The organism is Endozoicomonas sp. (genome assembly GCF_965196975.1).
Taxonomy (GTDB): domain Bacteria; phylum Pseudomonadota; class Gammaproteobacteria; order Pseudomonadales; family Endozoicomonadaceae; genus Endozoicomonas.
This window is the reverse complement of sequence record NZ_OZ239981.1, coordinates 167,183-193,612: the sequence shown is the minus strand read 5'-3', so window position 1 is coordinate 193,612 and position 26,430 is coordinate 167,183. Positions and strand designations below refer to the sequence as shown.

Annotated in this window: 23 protein-coding genes; 12 read left to right on the top strand and 11 right to left on the bottom strand. The window is 46.6% G+C overall.

Going from position 1 to position 26,430, the window contains the following annotated elements; genetic code table 11:
• Positions 1 to 6: 6 nt before the first annotated feature.
• From ACOCLE_RS00915 to ACOCLE_RS00905, 3 genes are all read left to right on the top strand, one after another.
• A complete protein-coding gene (locus ACOCLE_RS00915) occupies positions 7 to 648 on the top strand; it encodes a hypothetical protein (protein WP_419535133.1) in 642 nt (213 codons plus the stop codon).
• A gap of 444 nt (positions 649 to 1,092) precedes the next feature.
• The gene (locus ACOCLE_RS00910; RefSeq protein ID WP_419535132.1) at positions 1,093 to 1,839 is read left to right on the top strand and encodes a hypothetical protein; all 747 of its coding nucleotides are present in this window, start codon (positions 1,093 to 1,095) and stop codon (positions 1,837 to 1,839) included.
• Between the two features lie 269 nt (positions 1,840 to 2,108).
• Entirely contained in the window at positions 2,109 to 2,870 is a 762-nt protein-coding gene (locus ACOCLE_RS00905) for a hypothetical protein (protein WP_419535131.1), read from the top strand.
• A gap of 64 nt (positions 2,871 to 2,934) precedes the next feature.
• Here ACOCLE_RS00905 and cysZ read toward each other — a convergent pair whose 3' ends face one another.
• A complete protein-coding gene (cysZ, locus tag ACOCLE_RS00900; RefSeq protein WP_419535130.1) occupies positions 2,935 to 3,738 on the bottom strand; it encodes a sulfate transporter CysZ in 804 nt (267 codons plus the stop codon).
• A 98-nt stretch (positions 3,739 to 3,836) separates the two neighbouring features.
• On the opposite strand from cysZ, the gene trxB reads away from it, so the two are divergent.
• Positions 3,837 to 4,790, top strand: coding sequence for a thioredoxin-disulfide reductase (gene trxB, locus ACOCLE_RS00895; protein ID WP_419535129.1), 954 nt, complete (start codon positions 3,837 to 3,839; stop codon positions 4,788 to 4,790).
• A 52-nt stretch (positions 4,791 to 4,842) separates the two neighbouring features.
• Here trxB and ACOCLE_RS00890 read toward each other — a convergent pair whose 3' ends face one another.
• Positions 4,843 to 5,319 carry a YhcB family protein gene (locus tag ACOCLE_RS00890; protein WP_419537274.1) on the bottom strand — a complete coding sequence of 159 codons (477 nt, stop codon included), beginning with the start codon at positions 5,317 to 5,319 and terminating at the stop codon, positions 4,843 to 4,845.
• A gap of 131 nt (positions 5,320 to 5,450) precedes the next feature.
• The gene (locus ACOCLE_RS00885; protein ID WP_419535128.1) at positions 5,451 to 5,867 is read right to left on the bottom strand and encodes a hypothetical protein; all 417 of its coding nucleotides are present in this window, start codon (positions 5,865 to 5,867) and stop codon (positions 5,451 to 5,453) included.
• A 529-nt stretch (positions 5,868 to 6,396) separates the two neighbouring features.
• On the opposite strand from ACOCLE_RS00885, the gene zapE reads away from it, so the two are divergent.
• On the top strand, positions 6,397 to 7,491 hold the full coding sequence (gene zapE / locus ACOCLE_RS00880) for a cell division protein ZapE (protein ID WP_419535127.1): 1,095 nt from the start codon (positions 6,397 to 6,399) through the stop codon (positions 7,489 to 7,491).
• Positions 7,492 to 7,550: 59 nt separating this feature from the next.
• The gene (locus ACOCLE_RS00875) at positions 7,551 to 8,336 is read left to right on the top strand and encodes an SDR family oxidoreductase (RefSeq protein WP_419535126.1); all 786 of its coding nucleotides are present in this window, start codon (positions 7,551 to 7,553) and stop codon (positions 8,334 to 8,336) included.
• 732 nt (positions 8,337 to 9,068) lie between these two features.
• Here ACOCLE_RS00875 and ACOCLE_RS00870 read toward each other — a convergent pair.
• From ACOCLE_RS00870 to ACOCLE_RS00840, 7 genes are all read right to left on the bottom strand, one after another.
• The gene (locus tag ACOCLE_RS00870) at positions 9,069 to 9,401 is read right to left on the bottom strand and encodes a rhodanese-like domain-containing protein (protein WP_419535125.1); all 333 of its coding nucleotides are present in this window, start codon (positions 9,399 to 9,401) and stop codon (positions 9,069 to 9,071) included.
• 71 nt (positions 9,402 to 9,472) lie between these two features.
• Entirely contained in the window at positions 9,473 to 10,516 is a 1,044-nt protein-coding gene (locus tag ACOCLE_RS00865; RefSeq protein WP_419533005.1) for a transposase, read from the bottom strand.
• 79 nt (positions 10,517 to 10,595) lie between these two features.
• A complete protein-coding gene (speB, locus tag ACOCLE_RS00860) occupies positions 10,596 to 11,522 on the bottom strand; it encodes an agmatinase (RefSeq protein ID WP_419535124.1) in 927 nt (308 codons plus the stop codon).
• A 19-nt stretch (positions 11,523 to 11,541) separates the two neighbouring features.
• Positions 11,542 to 13,518: a biosynthetic arginine decarboxylase gene (gene speA / locus ACOCLE_RS00855; protein ID WP_419535123.1), complete on the bottom strand. Its 1,977-nt coding sequence runs from the start codon at positions 13,516 to 13,518 to the stop codon at positions 11,542 to 11,544.
• A gap of 605 nt (positions 13,519 to 14,123) precedes the next feature.
• Positions 14,124 to 14,942, bottom strand: coding sequence for a co-chaperone DjlA (djlA, locus tag ACOCLE_RS00850; protein ID WP_419535122.1), 819 nt, complete (start codon positions 14,940 to 14,942; stop codon positions 14,124 to 14,126).
• A complete protein-coding gene (gene murU, locus ACOCLE_RS00845) occupies positions 14,939 to 15,691 on the bottom strand; it encodes an N-acetylmuramate alpha-1-phosphate uridylyltransferase MurU (RefSeq protein WP_419535121.1) in 753 nt (250 codons plus the stop codon). Before murU ends, djlA begins: the two co-directional genes overlap by 4 nt.
• Positions 15,688 to 16,791 (bottom strand): aminoglycoside phosphotransferase family protein, encoded by a 1,104-nt coding sequence (locus ACOCLE_RS00840; RefSeq protein WP_419535120.1) that lies wholly within the window; start codon positions 16,789 to 16,791, stop codon positions 15,688 to 15,690. The genes murU and ACOCLE_RS00840 overlap by 4 nt, the downstream gene beginning before the upstream one ends.
• A 600-nt stretch (positions 16,792 to 17,391) precedes the next feature.
• Here ACOCLE_RS00840 and ACOCLE_RS00835 point away from each other — a divergent pair.
• The 6 genes from ACOCLE_RS00835 (at position 17,392) to ACOCLE_RS00810 (ending at position 25,735) form a co-directional block, all read left to right on the top strand.
• Positions 17,392 to 20,199 carry an LPS-assembly protein LptD gene (locus ACOCLE_RS00835; protein ID WP_419535119.1) on the top strand — a complete coding sequence of 936 codons (2,808 nt, stop codon included), beginning with the start codon at positions 17,392 to 17,394 and terminating at the stop codon, positions 20,197 to 20,199.
• On the top strand, positions 20,200 to 21,555 hold the full coding sequence (locus tag ACOCLE_RS00830; protein ID WP_419535118.1) for a peptidylprolyl isomerase: 1,356 nt from the start codon (positions 20,200 to 20,202) through the stop codon (positions 21,553 to 21,555). It begins immediately after the preceding gene.
• Position 21,556: 1 nt separating this feature from the next.
• Positions 21,557 to 22,582 carry a 4-hydroxythreonine-4-phosphate dehydrogenase PdxA gene (pdxA, locus tag ACOCLE_RS00825; protein WP_419535117.1) on the top strand — a complete coding sequence of 342 codons (1,026 nt, stop codon included), beginning with the start codon at positions 21,557 to 21,559 and terminating at the stop codon, positions 22,580 to 22,582.
• 142 nt (positions 22,583 to 22,724) lie between these two features.
• A complete protein-coding gene (gene rsmA / locus ACOCLE_RS00820) occupies positions 22,725 to 23,525 on the top strand; it encodes a 16S rRNA (adenine(1518)-N(6)/adenine(1519)-N(6))-dimethyltransferase RsmA (protein WP_419535116.1) in 801 nt (266 codons plus the stop codon).
• Between the two features lie 40 nt (positions 23,526 to 23,565).
• Complete coding sequence (locus tag ACOCLE_RS00815) at positions 23,566 to 24,369, top strand: symmetrical bis(5'-nucleosyl)-tetraphosphatase (protein WP_419535115.1); 804 nt, start codon at positions 23,566 to 23,568, stop codon at positions 24,367 to 24,369.
• Positions 24,370 to 24,514: 145 nt separating this feature from the next.
• A complete protein-coding gene (locus ACOCLE_RS00810; protein ID WP_419535114.1) occupies positions 24,515 to 25,735 on the top strand; it encodes a type II secretion system F family protein in 1,221 nt (406 codons plus the stop codon).
• An 84-nt stretch (positions 25,736 to 25,819) separates the two neighbouring features.
• Here ACOCLE_RS00810 and ACOCLE_RS00805 read toward each other — a convergent pair whose 3' ends face one another.
• Positions 25,820 to 26,377 (bottom strand): nuclear transport factor 2 family protein, encoded by a 558-nt coding sequence (locus ACOCLE_RS00805; protein ID WP_419535113.1) that lies wholly within the window; start codon positions 26,375 to 26,377, stop codon positions 25,820 to 25,822.
• Positions 26,378 to 26,430 lie beyond the last annotated feature (53 nt).

Here is a 26,430-nt window from a genome sequence, read left to right as displayed (position 1 = left end):
CCCTTGGTGATTGATGCCCCCTCCCCTCTCCCGTCCGAACAATACATTACTGAAGAACACCTTTTAGATGAAATTGAGTCCTTACAAGATAGGCTCGACAGTCTCGTCGCAAACGGGCGATTATCCGCCTCAGCGGCAATGACGGCGAGCGGCGTACTTGCAACATTGGCTTTTGGTGTATTCCGCATCGCTTTCTATGCCCGTGCTGTAGAAGATAAATGGATGTACGAGTGGGATACGGGTGATTGGGAAGGTGTAATTTTGTATTTTCTTATGGATTCCGTTCTCCCAGCTCTGGGTATTGGGGGACTCATGGGCTTTAGTAATTACATCGATGAAGAACTGCCATCACTGAGCGCAAAGGACTCAATAAAGGTCAGTTTTCAAACGTTTGTCACTGGCTTAGGCCTTAGCTTGATCGTGGCAGCCATAAAGATAGAAGACAAAAGTGACGGTTTGTTCTCCCAAACACGTATTTTGTTGCATGCCCTGACTCATGGGCTTACCGCATACCGTACATACACTTATATTTTACAAGAGCGTCAGGCTAAACAGAATAAAATCTTTGACCTTCAATACCAACTAACCGCAGCAAGAAAACGGTTGAGTCAACTAAGGGAAGAATCCAACCAGGCTGAAACACCTTAATCACATTAGAACAAATAACAATACTTAGTATGATTTTTGACACTTTCTACAGTGACTCAAGACCGGGTATCTACTTTTCTTTTAACCCATGAATAAAAAGTGCATCATGAATAGAAAAGACAAACTCTTTCTAAGAGTATTTTCAAAAAATACGAAACATCACTTTCATCATATGTGCTATGTAGTCATGGTACACACAACAAAAAAGAAATCCTCTCAAACTCCAATTTCAAAAGCCAAGTCTATATAAGAAAATTTAAGGTAGTTATGCAATTCAATTATCAAAAAATAAAACAACACCCCCAATCATTTGACAAAATTACCATTAGCCATTGAATACAGGCGACAAACATATTCTTATCGTTACTTTGCTATAATGTCACTTTTATAATTCATCATCTCACACATGCTTGAGCCGAAAGATACTAATGGATTTACAGTACCATGATCAGATCACTCTATCTTTTTTCCTTTACACTCTTCATGTTTTTTTCAAATAATGTTACAAGCAATGATTATTTAATGGACTATGAAACCGAAGTTCCCAATAGAAGACAGTTCATAACGGAAGAAGAATTGCTTAATGAAATTGAAGCTACACAAAAACAACTAGATGAGCTTGTATCTGAAGGCAGATTATCAGCCTCAGCTGCAATTGCAGCAAGTGGCGCGCTTGCAACTCTGGCTTTTGGGGTGTTTCGTATTGTAAATTGGTTTCAAAACTCCAGTAACACATGGATTTTCAGTCATTCGTGGGAAGGCGATGGAGAATATGACTGGGACGACGAAATGGGGATCAAACCTGTAATCATCAGCTGCTTTCAAGACTCGATATTACCGGCATTAGGTATTGGAGGGCTTATTGGGTATAGCAATTACAGAGATGAAGAACTTCCCTCTCTTAACACAAAAGATTCCAAGAAGGTTGGCTTAAAGACATTCCTAACCGGCCTTGGCATTAGTTTTATACTATCCGGTACCAGGCTTACTAATGAAAAATATTTTTCCAGCATTCGACTGCTAACTCACGCTGCCATTCACGGCCTGACGGCATACAGCATGTTCAATAGCGTCATTACCTCTCGCCAGGAAAGGCAACAAGATATTTTTGACCTGAAGACTCAGTTAGCACTAGCTAGAAGAAAATTGGCCCAGCTGAGAGGAGAAGTCGAGCCTGCAGATAATCTCTGAATTCTTTTATCACTATGAATAACCAATTGCATCTAACAGCTAACTCTAGAGCAACCCCAGATGAAAAATGATTACTTTAAGATTTTTCAAGAACACTCCGAAATTAAAGAAATAAATGGTTATTAGGTATTTACTAAAGAATGACCACATAAGGTTTAATTTTTTGAAAAATTCAATTATCAGGCAAAATTCATCAGTTTTATCAAGTCTGATATCAATAACGGCCTTGCTCTCATTCCTCTCTAGCATATGAACGGATATACAGCGCTATGAAAAAACTGCTTTGTGTTATTTTTCTGACCGGTCTCTCATTATTTTCGAAAAATGCAATGAGTGAAGATAATTTAATAGCCCATGTGGCAGGAGAGTCTCCCAGCAAACCATTCATCACTGAAGAAGAGCTACTCAATGAGATAGAAGTTACTCAACAGAAACTGGACAAACTGGTCTCAGAGGGGCGCCTGTCTGCCTCAACGGCTCTTGCAGTGAGCGGTGCTCTTGCAACACTTGCCTTTGGTGTCTTTCGAATCGCCGACTTTGTCCACGCTAACAGTGATGATATCTGGTTCAATCAATGGGCCTGGGGTGGATATTATGACGATGATGGAGATTTGACTACTGGGCGCTGGCAGGAGGGTGGACAAGGTATTTCAGGTATCCTTATTACCAGTTTTCTGGACTCAATATTTCCTGCATTAGGCATTGGCGGGCTCATGGGGTACAGCAATTATGAGGATGAACAGCTCCCCTCCCTCAGCAAAACAGATGCCGTTCACTTCGGCCTAAAAACATTCATGACAGGCCTTGGCCTGAACCTCATCCTGTCTGGCTCAAGCCTTGCGGCTTCTTCAAAGCATTTCGGTGCTGCTCGCACATTAATTCACGCTTTTGTGCACGGTTTTACAGGTTATCAGATGTTCACCAGCATTTTGAGCGCCCGTCAGCAAAAGCAAAAAGATATTTTTGATTTGAAAACCCAGTTAGAATCTTCAAAAAGACGGCTCGCCCAGTTAAGAGGCGAAGAAGTGTAGAGTATGCCTGAAACGGGTTAAAACGGTTGCAGCACTCTTCGCAGCAACCGCCCATCTTGAAAAATCAAGCGCCTTTCTCCATTTCCCGTTCCCACAATAGAGAGGCACCAACCACAGCGGCAGGAATAATCAACAGATTAACAAGAGGAACCAACATAGCAATATTAACAACCGCACCAAAAGGCCACGACTTTGATAGCTGCGGCTTCAGTCGCAATAACATCTCAGAAAAAGATACACCCCGGTTATCCGCTGCATAGTCGCAGTATTGGATTGCCATCATCCAGCCGTTGAACAAAAACCACAATACAAAGCCCAATACAGGAACAAAGGACAGAAGCAACAGTACTATTGCCCGGGGCAGGTAATACAGCAGTTTGCGCAACTCTCGGCCAATACTCCTCGGCACAATCGTCAGCCAGTCTGATAATTTAAGATCAGGCAGCTCAGCACCTTCCATTCGCTGTACTTTTTCAGCCAACAGCGCATTAAACGGAGCAGCAATAAAATTCCCAATAATGGTAAACGTAAAAAACATTACGGCCGCCAGTGCCAGAAAAAACAGAGGCCATAACAGATACTCCAGAAATGCCAACCACTCAGGCATCCAACCCGTAAGTTGCCCCATCCACAGCGAGAAATGCCCCGATGCCCAGTAAATAATCCCGCCAAACACCAGAATATTAATGACCAGTGGAATCAGAACAAACCATCTCAACTGTGGCAGCGCGATCATTTTCAGCCCCTGGATAAAGTAACCGGGACCTGATAAGGGGGTGTTATGCATCATCACTCTATTTTTAATTCTTGCCAGAAGCTGGAATATTACACCAGCAAAAGCCATTTCTCTTCCCTTATCAATAGCCACAGGCAATACAATCCATCACTATTGCCAATTGCCATGTCAGAAAGGCAATAGCTATTATATGCCCATTTGATACCCCCCCTTCTTAAATGGAGTACATAATGAGCACAACCAGACACTCCCGCCTGCTGATTCTTGGTTCCGGGCCTGCGGGTTATACCGCCGCGGTCTACGCAGCAAGAGCCAATCTTAACCCGGTCATGATTACAGGCATGCAACAGGGTGGCCAGCTGACGACCACGACCGATGTTGATAACTGGCCGGGGGGACAGGAAGGACTTCAGGGGCCTGGCCTGATGATGGATATGGAAGCCCACGCCATACGCTTTGGTACTGAAATTATTTTTGACCACATCGAAGAGGTCGATTTCAGTAAGAAGCCATACACCCTGAAAGGCAGCCACACTTATACCTGTGACGCCCTGATTATCGCTACCGGAGCCAGCGCACGCTATCTGGGTCTGGACAGTGAAGAAGCCTTCAAAGGCAAAGGGGTTTCCGCCTGCGCAACCTGTGATGGGTTCTTTTACAAAAACCAGGATGTCGTCGTGGTCGGTGGCGGTAACACGGCGGTCGAAGAAGCGCTCTATCTCTCTAACATCGCCAAGACTGTTACTGTGATTCATCGACGTCAGGAATTTCGCTCAGAAAAAATCCTTCAGGATAAATTGATGGATCGCGTGCAGAACGGCAACATCAAACTAGTTCTTGACTCTGTTCTGGATGAAGTTCTGGGTGACGATATGGGAGTCACCGGAGTCCGAGTCAAAAACGTGCTCAACGGGGAATCTGAAGAAATATCAGCGATGGGCTGTTTCATCGCCATTGGCCACACTCCGAATACCGGCATCTTTGAAGGCCAGCTGGACATGAAAGATGGCTATATCAAAGTGAACAGCGGCCTGGAAGGCAATGCCACACTGACGTCAAAAGAAGGGGTATTTGCTGCGGGGGATGTCATGGATCATGTCTATCGTCAGGCGATTACCTCTGCAGGTACTGGCTGCATGGCAGCATTGGATGCTGAGAAGTACCTGGATGCCCTGGAAGCTTAATTAAACAGCCTGACTAACAGGCTTCTTCGCAAGGAAGCCTGTTAGTCACCGCTTATTTATCGGTTGTCGCCGTTTCTTTCGCAGAGTCACCGTAACCGTACTCTTCCGCCAAAGCCCCCTGCTCATCAGGGCTGGATTTAGGAGCATAGTCCTTAGGCTGCTCCAATGGTGGCGTACGCTCATTACGACGTTTGTGAATCTTCCCTGACAGCAGCGCATTACTGCTTAACAGGGAGTCGCCAAGCCGGTTACGGACTTCTTCATCCTTACAGAGATCTTCCGCACCATTGGCAAGATGCTCATGGACATCCCGGTAGGTATCAGTGAGTTTATTGATCAGGTGAGCCGATGTGGTGAAGTGATCGCCCACACGCTCCTGGTATTCTTTAAATTCCTGCTGAAGTTCATCCAGCTGGCTCTCAAGTCTTCCGCTACGAGATTTTGAACCTGACAGTAAATGGTAAACGAGCGCACCACACAGAATCCCCGCCAGAAACGCCAGACTACCGACAAACCAAAGTACGTTCATGTTTTCCACAGTATCGCCTCACTCAGTGGGGCCCGCGCCCTTGTCATTAAATCACAACGCCATGTCCTTAAGCGCCTATTGTATAGATTCCAGTGAAGTTGGCCTAGTCCATAAAGGCACAAGTTAACCCGTTACTCTGTCCACCACTCAGCTCCCGATTGACTGTCTATGCCCAAAAAGTTTGGAAACGCATGCCTGATGCTTCTGCCATGAGCATCTACGTATAAATTAAGCGTGACTGCAGAGCTCTTATCAGAAGCTTCCTGCAGCCGGTGTGTATTGTCATTCTCCGGAACCAAATACGCTTCTGGCTGAAAAACCTTCAATTTCCGGCTTTTATCCAGTATGGCAATATCCATTCCAGAGCTCAGCAATTTATCGGTATACCCATAGAACTCGACAACATCCCCATAAATCAATAGCGGCCCACATTCAACATCATGATCATGGGTAATCGTACTCTGTCCGGGAGAGAGAACAATTGCAACAACGGCAAAAGGGATAGTCCCAAAGTGGAGCTGTTGGAATTCGGGGCTTTGATATAACACTTCGCGATATTAGGCTTTACTGCTGACCTTTAACAGCAAGTCCTCAGTACTCACTGGCGACATAGACAGACTTATACCCAGATAGCGCCAAACCCATTTGGGCATTTCACTTCTCGGCACACCGATATCAACACCTTTCTCAATACCTGCGCCCACCAAACTCTGAAGAGCCCGAGCAAAGCCACTCAAATCAGATACCCATCAATTTGTCACCCAACTACTTTGTATAGCTCTTTTCATCAAGCTATGATGAAAAAATAACTAAATGCCAAAGAACTCATACACATGGGTTCTTTGGCATAACGACCTGACAATACTGCCAGTTAGTATCCACCTAGAACTCACCCCCTTAACACAACAATGAAAAGCCCTTTATCCGACAGGACTGTGCCAACATCTACGATCACTCTACAAGCAAACCTTGCTACCAACACAGAGTACAGTTACATTGGCAACGCTCAAAGCGTCGCAAAACCTTTACAAACATGAAAACAATAAGCAGAGAACCTTTATTAATCAGAATGTTATTATGACCCCGCAAGCTTGTTATCACAGGGATATAACCCAGAAAGGCTTCAGTAAGGATCCTGCCCAGGCTGAGGCGGTGAAGCACTTGCAAAGCCTGTTTGAAACGCTGACACTCCCTCCCAAAAAGTCACTGCTTAAGACGATTAAAGGTGCTTTTAGTAAACCCAGAGAGCCAGTACGCGGCCTCTATTTCTGGGGTGGTGTGGGGCGGGGCAAAACCTGGTTGATGGATACCTTTTATAATTGTCTGCCCTTCCCGGAAAAGCTTCGAATGCACTTCCATCACTTTATGCGACGGGTGCATGCCGAGCTTAAGACACTCGAGGGGCAGAAAAACCCGCTTTCAATCGTCGCTGAGCGTCTTTCTAAAGAAACAAAGATTATCTGCTTTGATGAGTTCTTTGTTTCCGACATCACTGACGCCATGATTCTGGCCGGCTTGATGGATCAGCTATTTCAACGGGGCGTCACACTGGTCGCCACATCGAATGTGGATCCAGACCTCCTCTACAAGGATGGACTGCAAAGAGCCCGCTTCCTTCCTGCCATCGACCTGATTAAAAAGCACACCCTGGTCGTCAATGTGGATGGTGGTGTGGACTATCGCCTGCGTCTTCTGGAAAAAGCTGAAACGTATTATTGGCCTCTCAATGATACAAACCACGAAAAGCTTGAGAAGATTTTTCTAGACCTGGCTCCTGACCCGGAACATATTGAGTTCTATCAGTGCATTGAAATTTCAGGACGCCCCATTAACAGCGTGAAAATATGCAAAGATGTGGCCTGGTTTACCTTTACTGACCTGTGTGATGGCCCCCGTAGCCAGAATGACTATATTGAGTTAGCTCGTTTGTACCATTCAGTCATACTTCAGGCTGTCCCCCAGTTTGATGCTAACCGGAATGATCAGGCTCGCCGCTTTATAAACTTGATTGACGAGTTCTATGACCGGGGCGTAAAACTTATCTTATCCAGTGAAGTTCATCTTGAAGCACTCTATGCAAGTGGTACTCTGTCATTTGAGTTTAAGAGAACCCTGAGTCGCCTGCAGGAGATGCAGTCCACAGAGTACCTTGCCCGGCCTCATAAACCATAAACAGCTTCGAAAATAACTATTGCTGACGCAGAACAATAAGTACAGAGGAGTTTCATCGTATGGATCTTGGTGTTCAAAACAAAGTTTTCATGGTTGCTGGTGCCAGCTCTGGACTCGGCTATGCCATCGCAAAGAAGCTGGCTGAAGAAGGCGCAAAGGTTTCTATCGCCAGTCGTAGCCAGGAAAGTATCGCCAAAGCAGCCGCCAGTATCAGCGAAGAAACGGCGGCTGAAATTCGAGGTTATACATTTGATGCCCGTGAAGCGGATTCGATTACCCAGTGGGTAGAAGACACCCAGAATGACTTTGGTCATATTGATGGACTGGTCATCAATGCCGGAGGCCCAGCACCAGGCTTCTTTGAAGAATTTGATGATCAAGCTTGGCAGGCGGCTTTTGAATTGACGCTCATGAGCGCCGTAAGGCTGATCAGGGCTACCTTGCCTGCTCTGAAAGTAAACGGCGGTAGCATTCTTACACTGACCTCTTCTGCCGTAAAGGAGCCAATCGATATACTGGTGATGAGCAATGTCATGCGTTCAGGCGTCAACAGCCTGGTAAAAACACTGGCAACCGACCTTGCGCAATACAACATTCGCATCAACAACCTGATTCCGGGCTCTATCAGTACGGACCGTATCAAAGCTCTGAATATGTTCCTGGCAAAACGGTCTGATACCAGCCCAGGAAAAGTGCGAAAAGCTGCCGAGTCTGCCATTCCTATGGGGCGCTACGGCAAGCCTGAAGAGTTTGCCAATGCTGCAGCATTCCTGCTTTCAGACGCTGCCAGTTACATCACCGGAACCAATACCGTGGTTGATGGCGGAAAAATGAAGAGCGTTTAAACAGCGCGGGCTTTACCGGTTAAGCAGGGAAGCCCGTCATTAAATTCAATAGTCTTTTTCTTACTCCACACGGAACTTCCACACTATTTAGTTTTCTAAACAACCATTTTCTGAGAGTAGAGCTGTGATTATCATGCCTCTAGTCTCTCCGGGCACTGCCATTATACGAACCATCGCATTGACTCAGCAGCAGATTCCGACAGAGAAAGCACTAACCGATTGATAAACAAAGACTCTTAGAGAAGCCTTAACAAGCAAACGCTAAAACTTTCTCTATGAGATCAATAGATTAAGGCTTTGTCAGGAGTCACTGTTGGCTCAGGCTTTATGGAGAAGGCGGTCTATTTGCCATCATTGGTTTGTTAAAAATGAAAGCTCTTTTCCTCACAACAGTATTAGCGGTATCCGTAGCATTTTATACCCATATAGCTATTGCTAACGATACCGTTCAATATCCCATCGACAGCCGGTATGTGGTAATAGTCCCTAAATCGCCACCCGGGAGTTTTTTGGGATGGTTTTCTTTGACACATCTTTTTAAAAGCTACGATTATCTCTGGGCTCCCTGGAGAATGTTCATATGGATTCTGGATACAGAAACGGGCAGAATCAGAATATGCTCAGCTGCGCATGTTGAGTTTTCAAACCCAGCATTAAGTTGCTCTGATTGGGAATAGCCCCAACTTAATTGCTGAATGCCACTACCCACTGATGGTTTCGAAGCTCCTCACATCACTTTTTCGGTATGAGTGGTTCATAAGCACCTGCATTGAACGCATTTTGATAACCAGCATTCGTCAGTGCCTTCTGAGCTTTACCACTGCGATTACCACTACGACAATACAGCACAACCTCTCTTTCCAGAGAGATATTTCTCTGGGCAAGCCCTTCCACAATATCCTGAAAAGGGATATTTATTGCTCCTGCCAAGTGCCCCTCTGAGTATTCCGCTGGCGTTCGAACGTCTACCAGCAACGCACCATTTTGGACCCTTTCCCAGACGTCATTATAAACATCTTCTGCTCCAGCAGAACTTATAACCCCGAGGGCAATCAGAATACTCAAGCAATACCGGTTAAACAGACCCCACATCCTAAAAGCTCCCTATCTAACTGTTTTTTTTATAATCATAGAACTTACGCATTGACAGCTCTGATAAAAGATGGTCTCAGCCAGTCTTTACCATCAGAGAAGCTCTTAATGAAGTCCCAAATAGCATCCTTGAGCGCATCATTCTTAACGCGATAGATGCTACTGAGAGATTCAGATACTTTCTTGGCCTGAAGGCAGGCATACCCAAAGATAGAGGCAAAAATATGGTTCCTGACCTGCTGCTTTCCTCTCACCTGAAAGCGCTCAATACTGCAGAGTTGTTTCAGCGCCCGGTGATACTCTTCGATCGCCCAATGGTGCAGGTGAAGTTCATTAAAGCCTACCTGTGGTGATACCTCTGATCCAGCATGGGGTGTGTAGACGACGTAATGGCGCAGCTCGTTTTTTAGCCGCGTCCGGTACAAACGCACAGAACCAAAATTACGTAGCCAAACGGTTATTCCCTCTTCAGGAATCTCCAGGCTCTGCACTTGTTGGTAGTCACCCTTTTGGATAGAAACAGTACGGTTGCTTTTAACGGCAAACATAAAACCCAGACCGTTGTTTTTCACAGTCTTCAGGTTTGCGGCACTGCTATACCAGGAATCCCCCGTAACAAATGCAGGTCGTAAGCCCCATACAAGTACTTCTTTCAGCATCTCGAGAAAATAATCATTTTTGGACTTTCCGTCCGCAGAGTCATAGATACGGAAATTGACAGGAAGGCTATAGCCTTTGATATCGGTGTAATAGAGCGTTATGAGATTAATGCCCTTGACGGCTTTATGATGCTTGCCCGAGTAATGATAGCCGATGAATGCCGTGTAGTTACTGTACGGCTTATCCAGCACCGTATCATCAACCGATAGCGTGCCCCCATCAAGAATCAGCCTTGCGGCTACTTCCATGAAAAGGTCATTGGGAGCAAAGTCTTCACGTTGTAGAAAACGGTTAACGCTGTGGTGTGACATATCTCCGATCTCACTAAGGCGAGTACAGGTTGCTGATTTCGGCTCACACAATAGAAACCCTGTATATTTCGGCAAATCACACCCAGCTGTTGTAGGTCTTGTTATCTTTCTACGCACGACGACATCCGCTATTTTTTGCTGATCTAGCAATTTTTACAGCTGCCTGTCAATGCGAAAGTCCTAAATCAACATTCAGTCAGCAATCAATTTTACTGGAAGCCTGAATGTAGAGCATATCCAATGCCACCGTCGCGGCGGCTAGTGAAGTAATGTCTGCACTATCATATGCTGGAGCAACCTCCACCACATCCATTCCAACAATATCAAGCCCTTGTAATCCGCGAACTAACTGCAAGGCACGGTCTGATGTCAGGCCACCACAAACCGGAGTTCCTGTTCCCGGCGCATAAGCGGGATCCAGGCAGTCAATATCAAACGTCAGGTAAGCAGGACGATGTGATACGGTCATATGAACCCGGTCAATAATCTCTGAGATGGGCGCCTCGTTGACATATCCCGCATCAAAGACCTGAAAGGGCGTATTTTTCTGATCATGATGGGTACGTATACCGATCTGAACAGAGGACTCAGGATTGATCAGTCCTTCCTGCACAGCATGATAAAACATGGTGCCATGATCATACGGTCCCCCTTGATCATAATCATCCGTATGAGCATCAAAATGAATAAGCGACAGCGGGCCAAATTGTCTTGCATGGGCACGAAGCAGTGGCAAGGTGATAAAATGGTCTCCTCCAAGGGTCAGCATCTTTTTACCTTCTGCCAGTATTGCCTCAGCATGCAACTGCAGTGACTCACACAGGTCACTGGCATTTCCTGCTTCAAAGACCAGATCACCACAGTCAGCGATGGAAAGGTAATCATTTAGCCTGAACCCCCACGGCCAACGTGGCGACTCCCAGGCCAAGTTGATTGATGCCTTGCGAATAGCTTCGGGACCAAAACGGCTACCACTTCGACCAGTCGTAGCCAGGTCAAAAGGCACCCCGGTAACTATCCAATCGGCATCACTGTTGATCGGATCAAAATCCAGTGGTTGTCTGAGAAAACCAAAAGCGTTGGAATAGAGAGAGTAATCCGCTTTTTTACCCAAAGTTGTCACTTCCTTACTCCTTATTATCCTAATAAGACTTTTTTGTATCTGTTTGAGAACCTGTCAGGTAGGTATAACCCTTAAGAGCTGACTCAAGCTCAGCTAATACAGCAGAACGCTGCGCCTCTTCCAGGCTATCAAAGACCATTTGCTGATAGGCCTGAAAAAAATGATCAGGTTTCAGGTCCACATATCGCATCACATCTTCAACATTATTGCCCTTATATAATTCATTGACCTGAACCTTTCCATCAGCACTGATTTCCACAGAGGCAGAATCCGTATCTCCAAAAAGATTGTGCATATCACCCAGGATTTCCTGGTAAGCACCAACCAGAAATATCCCTATGTAATAGGGATATTTCTGACTCCATTCCGGCACTGGTAGCGTTCTTTCGACCCCCTGACCATCAACATATTGGCCTATAACTCCATCAGAATCACACGTAATGTCAAGCATATAAGCACGGCGAGATAACGGCCTGTCCAAATGAGACAAAGGTAGCACTGGAAATACCTGACGCATCCCCCATACATCTGGCAATGACTGAAACAGTGAAAAATTCAGATAAAAACGATCCGCCAACCGCTCACTCAGCTCATCAATCAGCCCCCTGTGAGACCGGTTTTTATAACTGAGACACTTCATCAATTTATGAAAGATGCCAAGGCTCATCTTCTCTGCCCAGGCTTTTTCTTCAAGCCTGACGATTCCCGTTTCAAAACCGGCATGAATTTCTGCAAGATTACGAAGTATGTCATGATAAATTTCAACAAGCGCTCTTTGCCCATTATTTTCCGATAGCTCAACCCATGACATCCAGAGATTTTGAAACTGATAGGCGCTATCAATGGCCGGTTTCTCAAAAGGCCCTACCTGATGACGCTCTACACCCACAATATCTGTGACCAAAACAGCATGGTGAGCGGTCAAATTTCTACCTGACTCGGAAATAATGCCCGGCTCAGGGGCTTTGCTTTGTCGACACAGACTACCGATAATCGAAATAACGCTATTGGCGTATTCTGAAAGGCTGTAATTCATGGAACATTCACTCTGGCTTCGTGTTCCTTCATAATCAACAGCCAGCCCTCCACCAATATCAATCCACTGAATGGGCACCCCCATGCGGTAAAGCTCAATATATATACGACCACATTCACTGATACCCTGACTGGCATCTCTGATATTGGTGATCTGAGATCCAAGATGAAAATGCAATAACTGAAGACAGCCCAGCTGATTCACATCCTTCAGCCGACTTATAACACTGATAATTTGTGCCGTGGTCAGACCAAACTTTGACCCCTCTCCCCCGCTTGCATACCACATTCCTTTCGTTTTCGAATTCAGTCTTGCCCTTAACCCCAATCTCGGGCTCACACCAAGCTCTTGCGCTTCAGCCAGTACAAGCTCAAGTTCCGAAAACTTTTCCAGAACAATATAAACCTGACATCCCATTTTCTCCCCGATGAGAGCCTGACGAATATACTCCCGATCTTTGTACCCATTGCATATAATCACTGCACTGGTTTGTCTTGCAAAAGCCAGAACAGCCATCAATTCAGGTTTGCTGCCAGCTTCCAGCCCCAGCTGCTTATCCTTCAATAAAGACTGGCTGTTTATAATGGTCTCTACAACACTTCGCTGCGGGTTAACTTTTAAGGGATACACAGCCAGATAGCGATTTGCATAAGCATGATCGTGAATGGCCTGATTAAATGCATGACACAAAGTGAGTACTCTATGCCTGAGAATTTCTGGGAATCGAATCAAGACAGGCAGTGAAGCCCCCTGCCCCAATAACTCTTTTACAATTTCATTCAGTTCAATATCCAGCTGCTTTTCCTGCGAACAAAAAGTAACGTTTCCACTGAGGCTGATATCAAAATACCCCTGACCCCAGTGCTGAATATTGTATGTTCTACGAGACTCTTCGACACGCCAGCTGGTATTGATTAAAGAGCTGGTGCTGTGGATTTTTTTTCTGGAGAAGTTGTGCATTGATCTGGTGGATAACCTCCCGAATAAAACAACCTCTGGTTAATCATATGGCTGAAACAGCAGGAGTATAGTCATCCATGAACAAGAGCAGTGGCTCTGAAAACAGATTTTCAGAGCCGATTTATTGATATGGGAGTGAAACTTTTTACAGGTCTAATAATTCTTTGGGAGAAGGAGCAATAAAAGAAGGATCATTAAAAAAGAAAAAGGGCATCACCTTAAGCAGAAGGATGCACAGCTCTTTCGACAATGGAAGTAGAAAACTCATTGATCTCTTTGAAAATAAGGTACTTCCTTTTTCTCTGTAACGCACCTCTCACCTTCCTGCGGAACTCTGAAAAGCAATAAACCACAGGTCTGTTGGACTCTAGATTTACTCTGGTAGCTGCTGGAACGTACCAGTACATAAACTGTTTGCGCTTCGAATAAATCACAGCCCTGGCCTCCAGAAAAATAATTGAAATGAATGGTTAATTGTTCATTTAGTCAATTAATTTCTAAGAAAGTTCCCAATTCAAAGAGTACAGGCCTGAATCAATACCTCAAAGGAGCTGGAGCTCAGTCCAGCTGCTAGAAAAATAGCGAAATTAAGAGCTGTTACGGGGTTATTTGCCCTTTCTAGAAGCACGAACCTGATCGTAAGCGCCTTGAATTTCCTGAGTTTTTTCCTTTGCCACTTCCATCATTTCCTCAGGCAATCCTTTAGCCACCAATTTGTCTGGATGATGCTCACTCATCAGCTTTCTGTAAGCCTTCTTTACTTCAGCATCTGAAGCACTTTCTGATACTCCCAGAACATCATAGGCCCGTTTCAGATCCATTCCAGATGATGCCCGACCTCCACCAGACCCTGAGTAGTATCCACCTTGCTGGTAGTACTCCCTCTGGGCAATGAACCGTTTATGGATCTGGTCAAAAGCAAAATTCCCGACCCCAAGAATGCCACAGACCTGTTTGAAAACGGCCTGCTCTGAAGCACTCAACCCTCCGTCCGCATAGGCTGCAGAAAGCTGAATTTCCAGAAACATGGGAATCAGGGTGCTCGCCCCGGCAACCTCACGAAAAGCCCTGAGAGCACCTTCAATATCAGAAGAGGGTTTCTTCCCTTCATTAAAAAGCTCAATTGCCATTCTGCGCTGGTCTTCCGAGAGGCGCATATTGTGCATAATGGCTCGGGCAGTTTCTATCTCATACTCGCTGACACGACCATCTGCTTTTGCAACCCTCCCCATCACCAGAAAAGTGGCCCTGAAAAAGGCGGTCTGTGCTTTTTGTCGATAGGCGGCAGAAGCTCCAAAACCGGCTGTTCCCTGACCTCCTAAGAATGTCCGATTAACCCAGGAACCAACAAACGCTCCCAAAATAGCACCGAAGGGTCCACCGGTCATAAACCCAACCAACGCACCAATTACTATTGCGGTCATGAAGTCCTGCTCTGATCTTGAAGATTGTTTTGGTTTTTGGGCTGGTCCTGATACTGATGTTGAAGGTAATCCTCCAATGCCTGTAATCGTTCAATGGAGCCGACATCAGTCCAGAACCCACTATGGTGCTGACCACTGACCCTGCCCTGTTTAATGGCATCCACTAGTAAAGGAGCCAGGGAAAAGGCTTCCCCTGCCTCATACCCGTCGAATAAACGTGGTGACAGTATGCTGACACCACTGAATGTTAGTCCAGACCTTTGTGGTAACGAGTCCTTTTCAACCAGAATCCCTTCATCAAGACAAAAGTCACCCTCAGGATGAAAGTCTGGATTATTCACCATAACCAGGTGGGCAAGCATTCCATCGGGAAGGCTCAAGCTCTCCAGGTCCACATCCGTATAAACGTCCCCGTTAATAACAATAAAAGGGTCATCACGTTTTTCAGGCTGCTCTTCTGTAAGCAGAGGTAACGCTCGTAAAATACCACCACCAGTTTCCAGAGGCTCTCCTTCAGGGGAGTACTGTATATTGACCCCCCAACCGGAGCCGGAGCCAAGCGCCTCCTCAATTTTTTCTCCCAACCAGCCATGATTGATGACCAGCTGCTTGAAACCAGCCTCAGCCAGACGCTCGATATGATAGGTAATCAGTGGTTTTCCCACTACCGGCACCAGTGGTTTCGGAATCGATAGGGTAATGGGCCTGAGCCTTTTGCCATAACCTGCGGCAAGAATCATGGCCTTCATACACTGGCACCCTCCATCACTTGTTGGAGCCGTTGATGCACAAACGGCTCAACGTGCTTCCCTAACCATTCGGCATGTTCCTTAAACTGGGGATATCGGTGACATACCGACAATACATACCCCAGGGTTCTTGAAATATCATTGAGATAACCTGACTTTCCGTCTCGCAGCCATAGTCTGGAGAAGATACCCAGACACTTCAGATGACGCTGCAGCCCAGTAAGATCAAACCATGCTTTAAGTTGTTCAGGATCATGAGCGGCCAACACCGGATGGTGCACCATAAAAGAGGAAAACCAGAGATCTATTTTTTCTTCAGGCCAGGATATATAGCAGTCCCGCAGTAACGACACGACATCATACAGCAACGGCCCATGAAGGGCCCCTTGAAAGTCAATAACCCCGATACTCCCATTCGGGGTCATCATCAAATTTCGGGAGTGGTAGTCTCTATGGACTGTACCTTGCGGCTGCTCAAGCATACTTGAAACCAGCGAGGAAAACAGATCATTCAGTTGGCTTGATAACTGTGGCTGCTCAGTTTTAATCCCCATAAGATCCCCAAGAAACCACTGTGGGTAGAGAGACAGTTCAAAGCGTAATAGCTTTTCATCATAGGGAGGCAGGTTATCAGGCGGCTGTTTCTGGATAAGCACCAACGTTTCCAGAAGCTTCAGGTAGTATTGGTCAGCAGTAGTTTTCTGAAGCAAAATCTGCATTGGAGCATCCCCCAGATCCTCCTGAAGCATAAAGCCATGCTCATAATCCACAGCAAACACTTCAGGAACATGCACACCACCCGCTTTCCAGCGTCGGGCTATCTCTACAAAGGCATGAGAGTCTTCAGTTGCCGGAGGGGCATCTACTGCCACCAGCGTTCTCTCAGGCGTCTGAACCCGATAATAGTTTCGAAAACCAGCATCACTGCCAATAGCCTGCAAAGGCATTGAAGCACCTTCACAAGCCATACCTGCATCAAATGAAGGGTTATTTTTGCTCAATAGAACTGAGACAACCCATTGTGCCAGTTGTTCCCGGCGTAGAGATTCTTCAGACTGAACCCCAGGAGCCGTCTGAAGCTCTGAAATTGTTGTGGCCAACGCTTTTGCTTCCTGTTAAGCAGTGTCGATCAATACTCAAGACTATCACAGAGAGTTATTCTGGCCTATTGATGCTAAGGCTTCTATCTTCAAGCAGTCAGCTTACCTGTCCGGACAATATATATGCTTGGGTTATTTGACATTTCAAGTACCCATGTTCAGAGTTTCCGGTGGATTTAACACTGCATTTCCTTTGCAAATGGATATAGAATATTCCGATTCTGATGCAGTTTGCACATGATCAGATGAAACCTTTTTGCTGCATTAATCCTGCTGCATGGCGGATAACCGGTTAAGCCAAGTATTCTCCACCGGTAATTCAATTGATCTGAAAACGGTTTATATGCCGACAAGAAGCCCGTAGAACGAGCAAATTTATTTTCATGAAAAGCCACCTCATACATCTCGCAGAGAGCATCAAAGCCTTCGAAACTGAACATGAAGTGCTATCTGTCTCTAACTCTGTCGCCATGTCAGTGAGGAATAGTAAAAATACATTGTTCATGTCTGTAAATAGACAACAGAGTATTTTTATTTTAATCCAGCCTTTTCTTCGCCAGATTTTCCAAACAAGAACGTTGCCCCAGGATTGCTGAGCTTATGGACATGCATCTGCATCATCTACCGTTTACACCAAGAGCCCTGACTCTGGCTATTGCTACCGGCATTATGGCCAGTCAGCCAGTCTCAAATGCTATAGCTGTAGAAACCCCAGAAAGGCAACAAGGTGAATGGTATTGCCAGACACTCAGTAATGGCCAGTGGACCTGCGACCCACTAACGGCTCAATCACTGTCTGCACAGCCAGTGCCAAAGGGTAAACAACAGGCCAGAACGCGGAAAAAAACAACAGTACAAAAAACGTCTGAAGTCGTACAACAAAGCAAACCACTGAAACAACATCTGGACTGGCAGCCAATCGACCAGCTCTCGCCGGAACGTCAGACAGCTGAGCCATTTTACAGCTGTGGCGCCTATATTGAGCCCCCCAGACCCGGCAAAGATTACAAGGGGGATACGAATAAAGCCCCAATCGTTGCAGAGTCCAATGAGTCCAGTTATGACAAAGCGTCAGTTGCAAAATTCAAAGGAGATGTAACTGTTCGCCAGGGGAGTCGCCAATTTGAAAGTGACATGGCCTCTCTGGACAAAAACCGAAACTACGGACAGTTCGAAGGCAACGTCCGCTTTCGTGAAAATGGTATTTTGCTGGTCGGTGATAAAGGCGACCTGCAGATGGACAGTGGGCGGGCAACCCTTGAAAACACCGCTTATGTGATGCATGAGCAGAAAGCCCGTGGTAGTGCTTCACGCATCGTACGTAATGAAGATTCGACCCTTGAGCTGGCAGATGCAACCTATACGACCTGCCCTCCAGGCGATAAGGGCTGGCAGCTATCAGGGCAAAACGTCACTCTTGATATGGACAGTGGACAGGGGTTGGCTAAAAACGCTGTTGTTCGTGTTCAGGGACTGCCAATCCTTTATACACCATACCTGTCCTTCCCCATAGATGACCGAAGAAAATCAGGCTTTCTATACCCTACTCTTTCTCAAAGCAGTGATAACGGCCTGGATTTCTCCATTCCTTATTACCTGAACATTGCGCCAAACTATGATGCAACCCTGACACCCAGATATATGAGCAAACGGGGATTCATGCTGGAGAATGAATTCCGCTATCTCGTAGGCAACACTCAGGGTGAGCTGGGACTTTCCGGATTGCTGGATAAAGATGAACTGAAAAAAGAGAATCCCTATTACAATGACTACCGCTGGCTGATTAACTATCGTCAGAAAACCGATTTAACCAGCAACTGGGTGGCAGAAGTCGATTATGCAAAAGCCAGTGATAAAAACTATCTGGATGACTTCAGCACCAGTCTCAACCTTTCTGCCAATTCACCACTGAACCAGCGGGTAGGTACCCGCTATCTGGGTGGCGATACCAACCACAGCTGGCAGCTGAGTCTGGATGCTCACCAATACCAGAACATGAACCAGACGGCAGATGATCCCTATAACAAACTTCCACAAATCAAACTGTCTGGCAACTGGCTGGCCAGTAGCAGCCTGAGCCTCAATTATGTGGCCGACTACACTAAATTCACTCGTGATGATAACTGGCATTACGTGAATGAAACTCTGGTAAACCCATCAGACAGTGTTTACCAGAGTAATTACGACTCAGGTTACGGCATCAAGAGAGCAAACGGTGAACGGCTCTATCTGGAAACTGGGGCAGGCTATTCTTTTGACTGGAGCTATGCTTTTATCCGCCCAGCGGTGAAGGTTCAACATGTTGAATACCGACTGACGGACTTAAGTGAAACGGATGTAATCACCGATCTCAATAGTGCCTACGGTAACTTCACCTCAACAGATTATACCGAGTCACCCAAGACGACTGTACCAACTTTCAGTCTTGACAGTGGACTTTACTTTGACCGCTTCACCAATATCGGAGGCACAGAGTTCATCCATACCCTTGAGCCTAGAATGAAGTATCTCTATTCCCCCTACAAAGAGGGACAGGAGATGAACCCGGTCTTTGATACGGCATTGATGAACTTCAACTACAACTCACTCTGGCGTGACAGTCGCTTCTCTGGGTACGATCGGCTGGGTGATGCCAACCAGCTTTCCCTTGGTCTGACAACCCGGTTGATAGAAGATGATGGGTTTGAGCGTGTTCGCTTTGGCGTTGGTCAAATCATCTATTTTGAAGACCGCCAGTTGTGGATCAGCCCTAATGCAGGTATTGATCCGGGCATCATTGACCAGGACCAGGACACCGACCCAAATGATGAGGCTAAACGGCTTCAAGAAGATATGAAGGATTCGGTATCCCCACTGGCATCCGAACTGGTCTATAACATAAGCCATACCATGAATGTCCGTCAGGACTTAATGTGGGATACCAGCAACAATGAACTGGATAGCTATGGCCTTTACTATCAATACAAGCCGGGTGATCGTCGGGTACTGAACGCCGGTTATCGCTATCTGCGTCAGGCTGACCGGTATGTAAAAAATGAACAGAACGGCTATGTCGATGACCCAAATAACCCGGGTACATACCTGACCACAGACAACAATCTAAGCCAGACTGACCTCTCTGTTGCATGGCCTGTATCCAACAACTGGTCTGCAATGGGTCGCTGGCAGTATGACTTAACCAATAAGCGGAACCTTGAGATCTTATCCGGAGTCGAATATAACAGTTGCTGTTATCAGGTTCGTGTTCTGTGGCGTAAGTGGGTCGATGATGATGACAACATTGATCACCCCAACAGCAAAAGTGGTATATTTCTCCAGTTTGTCCTGAGAGGGCTTGGGGATCTGACAAGTGGTGCTACGAAAGAGTATCTCAAAGGTATTAAAGGTTACGCAGGGGATGAGAAGTAGATGATGAAGGGATTGAAACGCATTGCACTGGCTTCCCTGTGCCTGCTGACTTTCAGCAGTGGTGGAGTTTATGCACAATCAACTGGGGCGACTCAAAACGCTCAGAAACTTGTCAGCTCGAATCGGGCACAACTGGATCGCAAGGTAGAACTGGATCGCATCGTTGCCAAAATTGACCAGGACGTCATCATGCAGAGTGAGCTTGACGCGCGTCTTGAGGCCGTGCATCGACAGCTCTCGTCCAGAAATATCAACCTGCCTCCGGAAGATGTCCTGAAGCAGCAAGTACTGGAACAATTGATTCTGGAAAACATTCAGATCCAGATGGGCAAACGCGGTGGAATTCGTATTGATGACTGGTCATTAAATGATGCTATTGCCCGTATTGCCCAACGCAATCAGATGACTCTTGAAGAATTCAAGCAAAACCTGGAAGCCGATGGTCTGTCATTCAGTCAGGCTCGTGAAGAAATCCGCCGTGAAATGATTCTTAACCGTGTTCGTCAGCGTCAGGTTGCCCAACGTGTTCAGGTCAGCGAACAGGAAATCGATAACTTCCTGAGCTCTCCTGAAGGTCTGGCTCAAATGCAGACTGAATACCGTCTGGCCCATATCCTGATTGCAACTCCCGATAATGCAACGCCAGATCAAATCCAGAGTGCAGAACGGCGTGCTAATGATCTGTCCAAACAACTTCGTCAGGGAGCTGATTTTCAGGCCATGGCGATTGCTAATTCCAAAGGACAGAATGCATTGGAAGGAGGCGATCTTGGCTGGCGAAAAGCTGATCAGCTGCCCACCCTGTTTGCCGAACAGGCGATTAAAATGTCCAAAGGACAGACATCCGCACCTATCCGCAGCCCAGCCGGTTTCCATATTTTCAAACTGATGGATACCCGTGGCAATGAAAAAGTAGTTCAGAGTCAGATTCATGTCCGGCACATTCTGATCAAGCCTAACGAGATTCGCAGTAACCTGGAGTCGCAGATGCAGGCCAAGAAACTGTATGAGCGGATTAACGCGGGCGAACCGTTCAGTGAGCTTGCGAAAGCGTATTCTGATGATACCGCTTCTGCACTTAACGGCGGTGATATGGGATGGATTTCTCCTGAAACACTGGTTCCTGAATTCCAGACTGTAATGAACATCATTCCTGAAAAGACGGTCAGTGAACCATTCCGCACTACCTACGGCTGGCACATACTTGAAGTGCTGGGTAAGCGACAGTCTGACATCAGTACTCAGGTACGCCGTAACCAGGTAAGGGAACTGCTCAGCAATCGCAAGTTTGAAGAGGAGCTGCAAGTCTGGCTTCGGGAGATCCGCGATCAAGCCTACGTTGAGATTCAGCTCTGATATGACCGTCTCCGCTGACTTTATCAACCCCATCCCCCGGCTGGTAATAACTTCCGGGGAACCTGCTGGCATCGGCCCTGATCTTTGCCTGATGTTGGCAACACAACGGCATCAATTTTCAAAACCTGTACAGCTAGTAATAGCTGCTGACCCGGAGTTGCTGGCACAACGGGCAAAGCAGCTGGGCCTTTTGGTTGACTTTCAATTCTTTAATCCAAATATAAGAGAGCCTTCCAGAGAAAATACCCTTCTGGTAGCCCCCGTTTCTATGGCCACCACCGCGATAGCAGGTTCAGTGAACCCTGCTAACAGCGAATATGTTCTTGATACACTGACGCTTGCGCTTCAGGGATGCTTGAATGACCTCTTCGACGGAATGGTGACAGGTCCGGTTCACAAAGAAGTTATCAATAGCGCAGGAATTCCATTCAGTGGCCACACAGAGTTTCTTGCTGACCAGACACATACTGAAAAAGTGGTGATGATGCTGGCTACAGAGGGATTAAGAGTCGCTCTGGCAACCACACACCTCCCCCTTTCGCAGGTGTCTTCAGCCATTACTCATCACTCTCTTACTCAAGTCATTCACATTCTCCATCGAGAGTTACAGGATAAGTTTGCGATTAGTTCTCCCCATATTCTTGTATGCGGGCTGAACCCCCACGCCGGTGAAGGTGGACACCTGGGGATGGAAGAGATTGAGACCATTATTCCCGTTCTGAAGAATTGCAGAGCACAGGGAATGAACCTGACGGGCCCCTTGCCCGCTGATACCCTGTTCAACCCGAAACTACTGAAACAAGCTGATGCAGTATTAGCCATGTATCATGACCAGGGATTACCTGTACTCAAATACAAGGGCTTTGGGCAGGCAGTCAATGTCACCCTTGGACTTCCAATCGTAAGGACTTCTGTTGATCATGGAACTGCTCTTGACCTTGCCGGTACGGGAAATATTGACTCAGGAAGTTTATACACAGCAATTGAAACTGCACTGGGCATGGTGAACATCCCCATACCGTGCTGATAGGAGAAATGGGTTCTGAGCCTACCTCCTAGCAAAAACAGCAGCCGGGCGTTATCATTGCCGGTTTAACAGATATCCATGCCATAGATTTGCTATGGCCGATTGTCATCGACAGTTTCTCCCCAGATGAGCAATACTCCTCATGCCTCAGACAGCCGTTCCTTATCATAAGGCCCGCAAACGTTTCGGCCAGAACTTTCTTCACGATCACGGTGTAATCGGAGAGATCGTTGCATCGATCAACCCAAAACAGGGTGAGCATCTGGTTGAGATTGGTCCCGGCCAGGGAGCCCTGACAGCTGACATTCTTGAGCGTGCCGGTGGACTGGATGTTGTCGAGCTGGACAGGGATCTGATTCCTACCCTGCTCCTGCGCTTTGGCCTGAACCCAAACTTTCATATTCACGAAGCCGATGCGCTGAAATTTGATTTTGCCAGCCTGAAAACGGATGAGCGCCCTCTGCGAATCATTGGCAACCTGCCCTATAACATTTCAACCCCACTCATTTTCCACCTGCTGAGTTTTGAAAGCATGATTCAGGATATGCATTTCATGCTGCAGAAAGAAGTGGTTCAGCGCCTGGCTGCCGCACCGGGGGAAAAACATTACGGTCGACTGGGCATCATGGCTCAGTATTACTGCAAGATAGATTACCTCTTTACTGTTGGCCCCGGAGCATTCAAGCCTGCTCCCAAAGTCGACTCAGCCATTGTGCGAATGACCCCATATCATGAACTTCCCCACCCCTGCAAAGACATCCAGAAACTGGAACTGATTGTACGGGATGCTTTCAGCCAACGACGCAAAACGATCCGTAATACACTTAAGCAACACCTCAAAGCGGAAGAACTTGAAGCATTAGCTATTGATCCTGCTGCCCGACCAGAAGTGCTAACTCTTGCCGATTTTGTTCGAATTGCCGACTATTTAATCGATAGATGAAGTTAATAGCCCCATTATCAGGGGCCCTCAGGAAAATTCAATGGCCACTTATGCAGTTGGGGACATCCAGGGTTGTTATGACCCTCTGCGTCGCCTGCTAGACAAACTCAAGTTTGACCCTGACCACGATGTCCTCTGGGTTGCGGGTGATATGGTCAATCGCGGCCCAAAATCTCTGGAAACACTGCGATACCTGAAAAGTCTTGGCAACAGCTGCATAGCCGTTCTCGGGAATCACGACCTTCACCTTCTGGCCGTGGCTTGTGGTATTCGCAAGCAGAAAGGCAAAGACACCCTGACTGAACTGCTCACAGCACCTGACGCCGATGAACTGCTTAACTGGCTCCGCTTTCGCCCGATGCTACACCACGATGATCAGCGCGGAGTCACCATGGTTCATGCTGGCATCCCTCCAATCTGGACCATTGAACAAGCTATTGAACAGGCTCGAGAACTGGAACAGGCACTGCGCTCTGAAGACCACATAAAATGGCTGAGAAAGATTTTCAAAAACGCCAAACCCCAACCATGGGACAATGACCTCAAACTTAAGAAAAAACTACGGCTCACCGCCTCCTACTTTACCCAGATGCGCTTCTGTAATGCCCATGGCATGCTGGATCTTGAAAGTAAGGGGTCTACGCCTGAAAGCGGCTACGCTCCCTGGTTCAGCTTCCCGGAGAGCCCTTGCTATAGGGAGCAGATTATTTTTGGCCACTGGGCTGCCCTTGAGGGCATCAGTGGCCACGACAATATACACGCTATTGATACCGGCTGCGTCTGGGGTAAAAGCCTGACCGCCATTAACGTGGACACTTTTGAACGAACCGAGGTATTCGGTTAATGGCCATCTGAAATTGACCGAAACAAACAGTAATCAGTTCTCATTTTCAGAGGATTACCAGAATTTCTGCCCCCTCTGATATAAACTTGAGGTAAGTGAACTTATAATCTGCCAATCAGCAGAACAGCTATGGATCGCGCATAATATGGCCGCAAAACCAACTAAAATAGTCACTTTTGTCTGGCAGGGGAAAGACAAATCCGGCCGAAAGACTAAAGGTGAAATGCAAAGCTCCAGTATTGCGCTGGTTAAAGCTGAACTCAGAAAACAAGGTATCGTAGCCACAAAGGTTGGAAAGAAGCCTCCCTCTCTTGGCCTGGGAGGGGGCGGTAAGATAAAACCATTGGATATTGCCCTATTTACCCGGCAAATGGCCACCATGATGAAAGCTGGCGTTCCCCTCCTTAATGCTTTTGATATTACCGCTGAAGGGATTGAAAAAGAGTCAATGCGAGACCTTGTCGGCAAAATTAAGAATGAAGTAGCCGGCGGAAGTACATTTGCTGATTCACTAAAGAAACACCCGGATTACTTTGATGACCTGTACTGCAGCCTTGTCGCTTCTGGAGAACAGTCCGGTGCACTGGAGACACTGCTTGATCGCATAGCTACCTACAAAGAAAAAACTGAAGCATTAAAGGCCAAAATCAAAAAAGCAATGAACTACCCCATTGCGGTAGTGTGCGTAGCCATGATTGTGACGATCATCTTGCTGGTTAAGGTGGTTCCACAATTTGAGGAGGTTTTTGCAGGTTTTGGTGCTGAGCTACCCGCATTTACACAGATTGTCATCAATATTTCAGAGGCCGTCCAGAATTACTGGTATTTTGCCCTGGGAGGACTTGTCACTTTTGGCTTCCTGGCCAAACGAACACTGAAATCTTCTAAAGCTGCCAGAGACGCAGTGGACCGTCTGGTTTTAAAGCTGCCTATCATAGGGGAAATACTGGATAAATCTGCCGTGGCCCGATTTGGTAGAACATTGGCCACTACATTTGCTGCAGGCGTTCCGTTGGTAGATGCTCTTGATTCTGTAGCAGGTGCCGCTGGTAACGTAGTATATGCAGAAGCAACCCAGAAAATTAAAGAAGATGTCTCTACCGGGCAGCAATTGCAGTTTGCCATGAAAAGCTCTGGAATTTTCCCGGCCATGGCAGTCCAGATGGTATCAATCGGTGAAGAGTCTGGTGCCTTGGATGAGATGCTTGAGAAAGTGGCCACTTTTTACGAAGATGAAGTCGATAATATGGTTGATGGCCTGACCAGCCTTATGGAACCCATCATTATGTCAGTGTTGGGCGTGCTTGTTGGTGGCTTGATTGTTGCTATGTACTTGCCAATTTTCCAGATGGGTTCCGTTGTTTAATCCTCAGATACTCAGAGGGGGAGGCAACCCTCCCCCCTTTAGAAGTTCCTTCTCTTCCAGCTCGATAACAGATAAAGGCTGCGTTCAGCGCCTTCCTCGTCGAAACATCTTGAAAAATTCATAAGAAGGGTCATCCAGCCCCGGCTTGCCGATATTGGAACCAGCAATAAATGGATGTTCCAGGTTAACAACAGTCTGATCCTGAATATTCACCCAGTCCGCTAATACAGCGCGATAGGAGAACTTCCAGAGACCATCGCGTTTTTCATACTTATCCAAATATCGACCACCAATTAACACATCGAACAAACCCTGTTCGCCCTCGGCCTGATGAAAAGCAAGCACATACACCTCACCCTCAGCCTTGTGACCATCCAATTTGATATTATGGGTCGTGACATTGTGATGGAGTATTCTCATCGGTGCCTGAATGTCAGGCAGTTTGTCAATGAAGTCCATGGCAGGCCCATGGAAAAAAGCACCATGATCATCAATGGCGTCTTCATGGTAAAGCGAGCGCATTTTTGCATGGTCGTGACGGTCAGCAGCATTACAGTATGCCTGAACCAACTCCCGTATTGACTCTTTATCCAGCAATTCCCTCAATTGATTTTGAAGTTCATCAGTTACTTTATTATTCATTATTTTTTACGGCCAACTGTTCAAAGATCAGGGGGATGGACAAAGCTATCCCC